Origin of the sequence: Clostridium sp. UBA1056, assembly GCA_002316385.1 — a bacterium.
In the GTDB taxonomy this organism is placed as follows: domain Bacteria; phylum Bacillota; class Clostridia; order Clostridiales; family Clostridiaceae; genus Clostridium_J.
Genome location: DCDL01000043.1, coordinates 11,640 through 22,628, shown reverse-complemented (window position 1 = coordinate 22,628; position 10,989 = coordinate 11,640). Strand labels below are relative to the sequence as shown.

At 29.7% G+C, this 10,989-nt stretch carries 9 protein-coding genes; all 9 read left to right on the top strand.

The features are described 5' to 3' along the window. Window positions 1-378 precede the first annotated feature (378 nt). The 9 genes from fusA to B3W71_RS11385 all read left to right on the top strand — a co-directional run bounded on the left by fusA (window position 379) and on the right by B3W71_RS11385 (window position 10,903). Entirely contained in the window at window positions 379-2,457 is a 2,079-nt protein-coding gene (gene fusA, locus B3W71_RS11425) for an elongation factor G (RefSeq protein ID WP_346889053.1), read from the top strand. Window positions 2,458-2,726: 269 nt separating this feature from the next. Beyond that, window positions 2,727-2,963, top strand: a complete 237-nt coding sequence (locus B3W71_RS11420) for a hypothetical protein (protein ID WP_346889052.1) — start codon at window positions 2,727-2,729, stop codon at window positions 2,961-2,963. After that, window positions 2,926-3,111, top strand: a complete 186-nt coding sequence (locus B3W71_RS11415; RefSeq protein WP_346889051.1) for a hypothetical protein — start codon at window positions 2,926-2,928, stop codon at window positions 3,109-3,111. Before B3W71_RS11420 ends, B3W71_RS11415 begins: the two co-directional genes overlap by 38 nt. A 225-nt stretch (window positions 3,112-3,336) precedes the next feature. Then, window positions 3,337-3,975, top strand: coding sequence for a histidine phosphatase family protein (locus B3W71_RS11410; protein ID WP_346889050.1), 639 nt, complete (start codon window positions 3,337-3,339; stop codon window positions 3,973-3,975). Window positions 3,976-4,007: 32 nt separating this feature from the next. After that, window positions 4,008-4,742: a TraX family protein gene (locus tag B3W71_RS11405; protein WP_346889049.1), complete on the top strand. Its 735-nt coding sequence runs from the start codon at window positions 4,008-4,010 to the stop codon at window positions 4,740-4,742. A gap of 46 nt (window positions 4,743-4,788) precedes the next feature. After that, window positions 4,789-6,039, top strand: coding sequence for an aminopeptidase P family protein (locus B3W71_RS11400; protein WP_346889048.1), 1,251 nt, complete (start codon window positions 4,789-4,791; stop codon window positions 6,037-6,039). A 172-nt stretch (window positions 6,040-6,211) separates the two neighbouring features. Continuing rightward, on the top strand, window positions 6,212-7,954 hold the full coding sequence (locus B3W71_RS11395) for an ABC transporter ATP-binding protein (protein ID WP_346889047.1): 1,743 nt from the start codon (window positions 6,212-6,214) through the stop codon (window positions 7,952-7,954). A gap of 108 nt (window positions 7,955-8,062) precedes the next feature. Continuing rightward, window positions 8,063-8,287, top strand: coding sequence for a hypothetical protein (locus B3W71_RS11390; RefSeq protein ID WP_346889046.1), 225 nt, complete (start codon window positions 8,063-8,065; stop codon window positions 8,285-8,287). Between the two features lie 138 nt (window positions 8,288-8,425). Then, on the top strand, window positions 8,426-10,903 hold the full coding sequence (locus B3W71_RS11385; protein ID WP_346889045.1) for an ATP-dependent Clp protease ATP-binding subunit: 2,478 nt from the start codon (window positions 8,426-8,428) through the stop codon (window positions 10,901-10,903). Window positions 10,904-10,989 lie beyond the last annotated feature (86 nt).

Here is a 10,989-nt window from a genome sequence, read left to right as displayed (position 1 = left end):
CGAATCCTCTTCGCGGAGCCATTTCTTATAATCAATGAATTTATGTAGATAATTAATGAAATTATCTACTTTTTTACGTCTAAAGTGTTGATGATTTATCAACACTTTTTTTGTTTCTTTTAAAATAAAAAATTTATGAATTTAAAAAGCACAAACAGTATTATTATAAGATATTTTCATAAGGAAAGAATATTAGCTAATTTAATAAATATAAATAGATATAAAGCTATTATATGGCTTTATTCTAATTAAAATTAATTAAATATTGTAAAAATTCTTACATTTGAAGGGGATTTTAATAATGTATAGAATAAATTATATATTTAATACAATTTTATAAACTTAATACATCCAAATTTAATTTAGGGGGTACGCCTTATGAAAGAGTATAAGATTAATAATTTAAGAAATGTAGGAATAATTGGTCATAGTGGTTCTGGTAAAACAAGTTTAATGGAAAGTTTGCTATATTACACTAATGAAGTTGATAGAATTGGCAGAATTGAAGATGGAACTACTGTAAGCGATTATGATGTAGAGGAGAAGAAGAAACAAATATCTATTTCTACAGCTGTAGCTCATTGTGAATGGAAGGATGTTAAAATTAACTTAGTTGATATGCCGGGATATTTTGATTTTGAAGGAGAAATGATCCAAGGGCTAAGTGCTATCGATATGGCAATGATAACTGTTTGTGGAGTAGCAGGAATTGAAGTAGGTACAGAAAAAGCATGGAACTATGCAGTTGAACGTAAATTACCTAGAGCAATATTTGTAAATAAGTTAGATCGCGAAAATAGCAACTTTGAAAAAATTCTAGATCAATTAAAGGATAAGTTTGGTATGTCTGTTGTACCTATACAATATCCAATAGGAAAAGAAGCAGAATTTAAGGGTATCGTAAACATAATATCCAATAGAGCTAGAATATTTAATCCTAAGACTAATACCATGGAAGAAGGAGAGGTTCCAGAAGAGCTAAGAGATAAAGTTGAAGAGTGTAAACAAATGCTCATGGAGGCGGTAGCAGAAACTGATGAAGTTTTACTAGATAAATATTTTAATGATGGTGAATTAAGTGAAGAAGATATATATCAGGGATTAATTAAAGGGTCATCAACAGGAGATGTATGTCCTATAATGTGTGGTTCAGCTATAACTAGTGTAGGAACTGAGACATTATTAGAGGATATAGTAGAATGTTTTCCATCTCCTATAGAAACTAATCTGTACATGGCCAAAGATATTAAAAATAATGCATTTATAAATATAAAAATTAATGATAAAGAACCATTTTCTGCATTAGTATTTAAAACAATAGTTGACCCATTTATTGGGAAATTATCTATGTTTAGGGTCATAACAGGTTCTGCAAAGTCAGATACTGTAGTTTATAATTCCTCTAAGGAAAAAGATGAGAAGGTTGGGTCACTATATTTTATGAAAGGAAAGAAACAATATCCTACCACAGAAATAAAGGCAGGAGATATTGGAGCAGTTTCAAAATTGCAATTTACTAGCACAGGAGATACTATATGTGCTCATAACAGGCCGATTGTATTTGATAGAATAGGTTTCCCATTGCCTGTATATTCTAGAGCTGTAATACCTAATGCAAAGGGTGATGAAGATAAAATATCCAATGGTCTTTCAAAATTATTAGAAGAAGATCCTACATTCTCAATATCTAGAGATGTAGAGAGCGCTGAAGTAGTAATTTCAGGACTTGGTACAACACATCTAGAAGTTCTTGTAAGTAAGTTAAAAAATAAATTTGGAGCAGATGTAAATCTTAGAATTCCTAAAACACCTTATAGAGAAACAATTAAAAAAATTGCAGATGTGCAAGGAAAACATAAGAAACAATCAGGAGGACATGGACAATATGGAGATGTAAAAGTTAAATTTGAGCCTAGAAATGATGGTGAAGATGATTTAGAGTTTGTTGATGCAGTAGTAGGTGGAGCTGTTCCTAGACAGTACATTCCAGCTGTAGAAAAGGGGCTTAGAGATTGTATACTTCATGGAGTCCTTGCTGGATATCCAGTTATAAGATTAAAAGCAACACTGCATGATGGATCATTCCATCCAGTTGACTCATCAGAAATGGCATTTAAGATAGCATCTTCTTTAGCTTATAAGAAGGGTCTTCAAGAAGCTAGTCCAATTTTATTAGAACCTATAATGTATTTGGAGATAGATATTCCTGATGATTATATGGGAGATGTTATTGCAGATATAAATAAAAAACGTGGTAGGATATTAGGTATGGAGCCAGGGGCTAAAGGACAGAGAATAATTAGTGAAGTACCTCAATCAGAATTATACAATTATGCTACGGATTTAAGAAGTATAACAGGAGCTAGAGGAAGTTTTAGAAGTAGATTTGAAAGATATGAAGAGGTTCCTGGTGAGCTAGTTGATAAAATTGTAAATGAGAGTAAAAAGGAAGCATAAAGTAATATATTATACGCAAGTAGAATTCTTGCGCATAGTCATAGATAGGATAAATATTTTTGATTTTTAGGATCTAATAATATATTAATAAATAAACCTCGTGATAATAGAAACTCTATCACGAGGTTTATTTTTAATATAAGTTTAAATTACTTTAAATTACTTTAAATTAATTATAAATTACAAAAAATATATTGTGCTTAATAAGTATGTATAAAAATCTATGGATTCTAACAAACTATAATTAATTATATAGCAGGGGGTTGTTTATGTCAGAGTATAAAATGAATATATATGGACAGATTAGATTAAGCGATTATAGTTCTATTCATGATTATATGGAAATAGTTGGGCCCTTAGATAACTTCCATATTGAGATGAGTGAAGCCAAAGAAGAGGATGCTAAAGTGTTATGCAATATTTTAGAAAGTGATAAATTTGATATAGTGGAGAGAGGAGGAAGAAAGGATGGTAAGTATTACATCCACGCCACAAAGCGAAGATAAAAAATTACTAAGAGAAGAATTTGGAATTGGACCTTACAAAATGGAGGACTTAAATGAAAATCTTATGCTGTTAGATGAATTATTTCATGATACGAAGGTACTACCGAATAACCTTCAATTAGATGAATTTGATATTTATAAGGATTAATATATACTATTATATATAGAATTAAAGTCTTAGATAATATACAAATATATACTACTACTTAAAAAGTATATATTTGTATATTTTTTATATAAATTTATGAGGTAATATTTTAACGCTGAAGATGATTTGTAAATGCATAATCTTAAGGGGATATTTGCATATTTAGTGAAGTTATATTAAAATTGGTATATTAGTAAGTTTTGATTTAGTGTAGGAGGAGAATAAGTGGCAACAACTGTATATTTAACCCGTCATGGACAAACACAATGGAACGTAGAAGGAAGGATGCAAGGTTGGAATGACTCTCCATTAACAGAGTTAGGAGTTAAGCAAGCACAATGGCTTAGAGATAGATTAGAAGAAATTAATATAGATAAAATATACTCTAGTTCTAGTGGTAGAGCTTATAAAACAGCAGAAATAATAAATGAAAATAAGAAAATTGAACTAGTAAGTCACGATGGACTAAGGGAAATGAAACTAGGTAAATTTCAAGGACTGAATCAAGAAGAAATGCAACAAAGGTATGCTGAACAATACTATAATTATTGGAATAAACCTGAGCTATACAAGCCTATAGGAGATGGAGAGACCATCGAGGAACTCATTGATAGAGTAGATAAAGTAATTATGAAAATTGTAAAGGAAAATATAGGGAAAAGTATTCTTATAGTTACACATACCATGCCTATAAAAGCATTATTGTGTAGTTTAAACAATATAGATATAAAAGACTTTTGGATGGAGCCATATATAAAGCAGACAAGCCTTACAACTATAGAGTTTAATGATAATGGACATAAAGTAGTACAATGTGCAGATATATCACACCATGAGTATCAAGTTAGAGAATATAATGAATAGGAATTAATCAATCATTGGGGGATTGTTAAATTATGAGTAGTTTCTCACTTAAATTATTAGCATGCATAACTATGTTAATTGACCATATAGGAGCTATATTTTTTCCGAATATGATGCTATTTAGAGTTATTGGAAGAATAGCATTTCCTATATATGCATTTTTAATAACAGAGGGATATACTAGAACAAAAAATATTAAAAAATATATATTCAGATTATTTATTTTAGCAATCATATCACAGGTGCCTTATATGTTAGCTTTTGATACTAAGGGACTAAATGTATTTTTTACACTTCTCTCAGGAATACTCATTATATTAGTATTAGATAAAAGAGTAGATTTTTCACAGCTAAGAAATGAAAGTAAGATTTTACAAAGAAGCTTTCAGATATCTGTAAATATAGCTAAATTTGTGCTTACGATAGCGATACTATATATTTTAGAGAAGTTCAATTCGGATTACGCTACGTATGGAATTTGTATAATATTATGCTTTAGAATGTTTAAATACAACTTTAAAAAATTAATTATTACTATAGTGATATTAAATTTTTTATATACTATACCACTTTTGAAGTATTTCATAACACCATATGGAACAAATTTCAGAGTTTTTTTACAGGCAACTTGTATAAGTAGTCTATTTTTCATTTATAATTATGATGAAACTGAAGGGAAAAAAATACAATGGCTATTTTATGGATTTTATCCAGTCCATTTAACAATTTTAATATTTATTAGATATATCTTGGAAAATGTTGTATAATAATCCTTAGGGTTTATAGAAAATATTAAGGAAAAGGGGAGTAATTATGAATAAGAATTTTTTTATTATCAATAGACAGAAGTTAGGGGAAGTAATTCCAAGTAATTCTATGGCAATTTTTTTTGCAGGACAAGCTCCTTATAAGTCAGCAGATGAAACTTATCCATTTACACCTAATAGAAATTTTTACTATCTAACTGGTATTGATGAAGAGAAAATAATTATGATGATCGTAAATATAAACGGTAAGATATCAGAGATTTTATTCATACAAGAAAGTGATCCCGTTATGGCTAAATGGGTTGGAGAAACCATAAGTGAAGATGAAGCCAAAGAGGTTTCAGGTATAGAAGATATTAGATTTTTGAAAGACTTTGAGAGCACAGTTGCAAGTTATTTTGATAGGTTCAATATGCAGAATATGTATTTAGAGTTAGAAAGACAAGAATTTAATATAATGAAAACACCATCTCAAAATTTTGCAAAAGAGCTTGTTGAAAGATATCCATATATAAGAATTAAAAACATATATCATGATATAGCTTTACTTAGAACTATAAAAAGAGAAGACGAAATAGAATTAATTAAAAAAGCTATAGATATAACCTATGATGGTATAAAAGAAATGTGGAGCAATGCTAAGCCTGGTATGAAGGAGTATGAGGTTGAAGCATATTTTAACTATGTATTAAAGAAAAATGGAGTTAAGGATTTTGCATTTCCAACTATTGCAGCAACAGGAAAAAATGCAACTATACTTCATTATGTAGATAATGATACTACAACTGAAGATGGAGATTTAATGCTTTTAGACTTAGGAGCTCAATATAAATACTACAATGGAGATATAAGCAGAACTTTCCCTATCAATGGAAAGTTTACAGAAAGGCAGAAAGAAGTATATAATATTGTATTGGAAGCCAATGAAGCTGCTATGAGAGCTGTAAAGCCAGGAGTAACTACTTCTGAATTACAAGATATAACTAAAAAAGTTCTTGCTGATGGATGTAAAAAAATTGGACTTATAAAGGATGATTCAGAGTTAGATAAATATTACTTCCATAGTGTAGCACATCCATTAGGATTAGATACGCATGATGTAGGTCCCCGAAATATAGAGCTTAAACCGGGTATGATTATTACTGATGAGCCAGGACTTTATATAGAGGAAGAAGGTATTGGTGTTAGAATTGAAGATGATATTCTAGTTACAGAAGATGGTTATGTAAATCTTTCTGCTCATATAATTAAAAGCGTAGAAGATATAGAAGAGTTTATGAGTAAAAATAATAATTAATTTCTTTGATTTTAAGGAGTTATTATTTTAAGATTTACTTTATATTAAATAGAAACTAATTGTAAAAGATTATAGAGAATTTAAGCTTCAGTAGGAGTAATTTTTCTGCTGGGGCTTAAAACTTGTATACAGAACAATTTCATAAATTTTACTGAGGAATAGGGGGATTTTAATGGTAAAGAGATTTATATCATATTACAAACCACATAAAACGCTATTTATAATAGATATGATATGTGCGTTTTTAGTAGCAGCTATGGATTTGGTATTTCCTATGTTTACTAATTATTTATTGAAGGACGCGATTCCTAATAAGAATTTAAGAACAATAATAATATTTACATCTGTATTAGCAGCGCTATATGTAGTAAAACTTATAGCAAATTACATAATAGATTATTGGGGACACGTTATGGGTGTAAGACTTCAATACGATATGAGAAAAGAGGTATTTGCTCATCTCCAAACATTGCCATTTAGTTATTTTGATGATAATAAAACAGGAAATATTATGTCACGTATTATTAATGATTTAATGGATATATCAGAACTAGCACACCATGGACCGGAAGATTTATTCATTTCAATAGTAATGCTTATGGGTTCATTTGCATTGCTATGTGCTATAAATATAAAGCTAACATTAATAGTATTTGCCTGTATACCTGTAATTATTATATTTACTATGACTAAGAGGATGAAAATGTCTAAAGCATTTTATGATGTTAGAAAAAAAATAGCATTAGTTAATACCAAATTAGAAAATAGCATATCAGGAATAAGAGTTGCTAAATCTTTTACAAATGAAGAATATGAGATGGAAAAATTCGATGAAGGGAATATCGAATTTAGAACTAGTAGGTCTTCTGCTTATAAATATATGGCAGAATTTATGTCTGGAATGAGATTCTTTGTAGATATGTTAAATGTGGTTGTATTAGGTTTCGGAGGATACTTTGTATACAGAGGTGAAATAGGAGTGATTGATCTATCCACGTATTTCTTGTATGTAGCATATTTTATGCAACCAATAAGAAGGTTAACATCCTTTGTAGAACAATATCAATCAGGAATGTCAGGATTCAAACGATTTGTAGAACTAATGGATACTGAACCAGATATAGTAGACATTGATAATGCAAGAGAACTTAAAGATGTACAGGGTGAAATTGAATTTAAAAATGCTACATTTAAATATGAAGGCAGTGAAGAAATTATTTCTAACATAAATTTAGAAATAGAAAAGGGTAAGACTTTAGCGTTAGTTGGACCATCAGGTGGAGGAAAAACAACTATTTGCCATTTAATTCCAAGATTTTATGAACTAAATGAAGGAAAAATTACTATTGACGGAGAAGATATTAAAGAGATAACATTAAAGTCGTTGAGAGAAAATATAGGAATAGTACAACAAGACGTATTTTTATTTACAGGAACTATAAAAGAGAATATTCTTTATGGTAATACTGAAGCTAACGATGATGAAGTTATTACAGCTGCTAAAAATGCTAATATTCATGATTTTATTATGTCATTACCAGAAGGATATGAAACTTATGTAGGAGAAAGAGGAGTTAAATTATCTGGAGGTCAAAAGCAAAGAATATCAATCGCTAGGGTATTTTTAAAGAATCCACCTATATTGATATTAGATGAAGCTACATCAGCTCTTGATAATACGTCTGAGCTTATAATTCAAAAGTCTTTAGAAAAGTTATCTAAGGGTAGAACAACTATTGTGGTTGCTCATAGGTTGTCAACTGTTAAAAATGCAGATGAGATTGTAGTATTAACTAATAAAGGAATAGTTGAGAAAGGTACTCATGAAGAATTGATTAATAAAGGTGATATTTATGCTAGATTGTATAATTCACAATTTAATGGATATCTTAATGACTCAGAGTTGGAACTCTAAAGTTGCTAATGGTTATATTTTTAACAATAAAAGCATAATAGATTATTTATTTACTTTAAATAATCTATTATGCGAAATTTAAATTATTTACAATACTGGAGGAAAAAGATGATTAAGAACAAAGAAAATATAGACAAGCTATTAAATGACTTAAAGGAATTTACTTACAATAAAGAAGGAGTTCTTATAGATGTAACTTTAAATGATAATCTTAATGTTAAAATTAGATGTTACGAAGAAAAATGTATTAAAATAGATTACTATGAGTATGACAATGCCATATCTACGTTATACAAAGATAGAAAATATATAAATAAAGTGCTTTTCCAATAGGAGGAGTACTTTATTTATATATTTTTAATAAATAGATATATTAAAAAAATTACAATTTATGGTTTGTGATTGCTTGAAATGGATAGACTAGATATTATAATATTAGCATTTAGCTAAATATGTAAAGGGGTTAGTATAATGTTTAATAAATATAATGACAGAGCAAGACAAGCACTGATGTATGCCCACGGGGAAGCTAAAAAATTTAGACATGGATATGTAGGTACAGAACATATGCTATTAGGTATTATTGAAGAGGGTGGAATAGCAGCTGAGGTTCTGGGGACTATGCATGTTGACGAAATAAAGGTTAAAGATAAAATAGAGAAATTAGTTGGTTATGGAGATGAAGATATATATCCTGAGGATGTATATTTTACACCTAGAGCAAAAAAGTTAATGGAAGCTAGTTTAGTAGAAGCTAGAAAGTTAGATGAGAAATTTGTATCTCCAGAACATATACTATTAGCCATCCTTAAAAAAGAAGATGGAGTAGCCTATACAATATTAGATAATTTAGGCACAAACTTTAATGAGTTGTTAAAAATCTTATCTTATGATCAGAAGCAGTGTGAAATATCACTAAATAGTAATCCTGGTTTTAATGATAATAATCCAGAAGTAAAAACTGAGGAAGGATATACCCCTAAAATATATAAAACTCCAATGATCGATAAATATGGAAAGGATTTAACTAAGTATGCAAGTGAGAATAGACTTGACCCTGTTATAGGAAGAGAAAAGGATACAGGAAGAGTTCTAGAGATATTATGTAGAAGACTTAAGAATAATCCTTGTTTAATAGGGGATCCTGGAGTGGGAAAGACAGCTATAGTTGAAGGGTTAGCTCAGAAGATTCAAAATGATGATGTACCTGATATGTTAATAAATAAAAGAATAATAAGTGTAGATATGGCTTCTATGGTTGCAGGAGCAAAATATAGGGGTGAATTTGAAGATAGATTAAAATCTTTAATGGATGAAGTAAGTAGAAGTGAAGATATTATTTTATTTATTGATGAAATTCATACCATAGTAGGAGCTGGAGGTGCAGAGGGAGCAATAGATGCATCTAATATATTAAAGCCTGCTCTGGCAAGAGGAGAAATTCAATGTGTAGGGGCTACAACTATAGATGAATATAGAAAGTATATAGAAAAGGATTCTGCATTAGAGAGAAGATTTCAGCCAATTATAGTTGAAGAACCATCAAAGGAAGACGCTATAAGAATACTTAAAGGATTAAAAGATAAATATGAAGAGCATCATCTAGTTACAATTACGGATGAAGCTATAAATGCAGCTGTAAATCTATCAGATAGGTATCTATCAGATAGGTATTTACCAGATAAAGCAATAGATCTTATAGATGAAGCTGGAGCTAAGAGAAGAATAGAATATTCTCAAAAGAATGAGGTTGGTATTTTAGAGCAAAAGCTTAAGAAAAAGGTTGAAGAGAAGTTAGATGCAATTGATATTCAAAACTTTGAGAAGGCAGCTTCTATCAGAGATGAAGAATATGATTTAAGAGAACAGTTAAATTCAAGAAAAAGAACCTTAGTAGAAAGTAAGGAAGAGATTAGAATAACAGTAGATGAATCGGAAATTGCAAGGGTTTTATCAACATGGACTAAAATACCTTTAGAGAAGCTGACATCTACAGAAACTGATAAGCTTTTAAACTTAGAAAATATTCTTCATAGAAGAGTTATAGGTCAAGATGAAGCAGTTATAGCTATTGCAAAGGCCATAAGGCGGTCAAGAGCTGGACTAAGGGATTCTAAAAGGCCTATAGGAAGTTTTATATTTTTAGGACCAACAGGTGTAGGAAAAACTGAATTGTCTAAAGCTTTAGCTGAAGCTGTGTTTGACGATGAGAATTCAATAATTAGAATAGATATGACAGAATATATGGAGAAACATTCTGTGTCAAAGTTAATTGGTGCACCTCCAGGTTATATAGGATTTAATGAAGGAGGACAATTAACAGAAAAGGTCAGAAGAAAGCCATACTCCGTTATACTACTTGATGAAATAGAAAAGGCACATGAGGATGTATCTAATATCCTACTTCAAGTATTAGAGGATGGAAGGCTTACAGATTCAAAGGGGAGAGTTGTAGATTTTAGAAACACTATAATTATAATGACTTCTAACGCAGGAGCATCCGTGATAAAGAAGCAACATTCTATAGGATTTGAAAGAGTATCTACTAAAGAAGAGTGTAGCGATGAATATGAAAAAATGAAAGAAGTTATACTTAGTGAAGTAAAGAATATGTTTAAGCCGGAGCTTCTAAATAGAATTGATGATATAGTGGTGTTTCATAAACTTAATGAGGTGCATATGATTAAAATTGTTGATATATTAACAAATAATCTATGTGAAAGAGCTAAGAAAAATGACATTATATTAAAATTCACAGAAGAGGCCAAGGCTTTCATAAGTAAACAAAGAAAAGATAATGAATACGGAGCTAGACCATTGAGAAGAATTATAACTGATATGATAGAAGATAGATTATCTGATGAGATTCTTAAAGGTAATTTCAAAAATAGTGATGTTATACAAATAATAGTTAAAGATGAAGAACTTAAGTTTATTAAGTGTAGCTAAGTTACTGCATTGTGTTTACACAAAAATAAGTATATAATTATGATATGTTGATAATACACGTTTTAGGGGCTTTCGCAAAAAAAGCT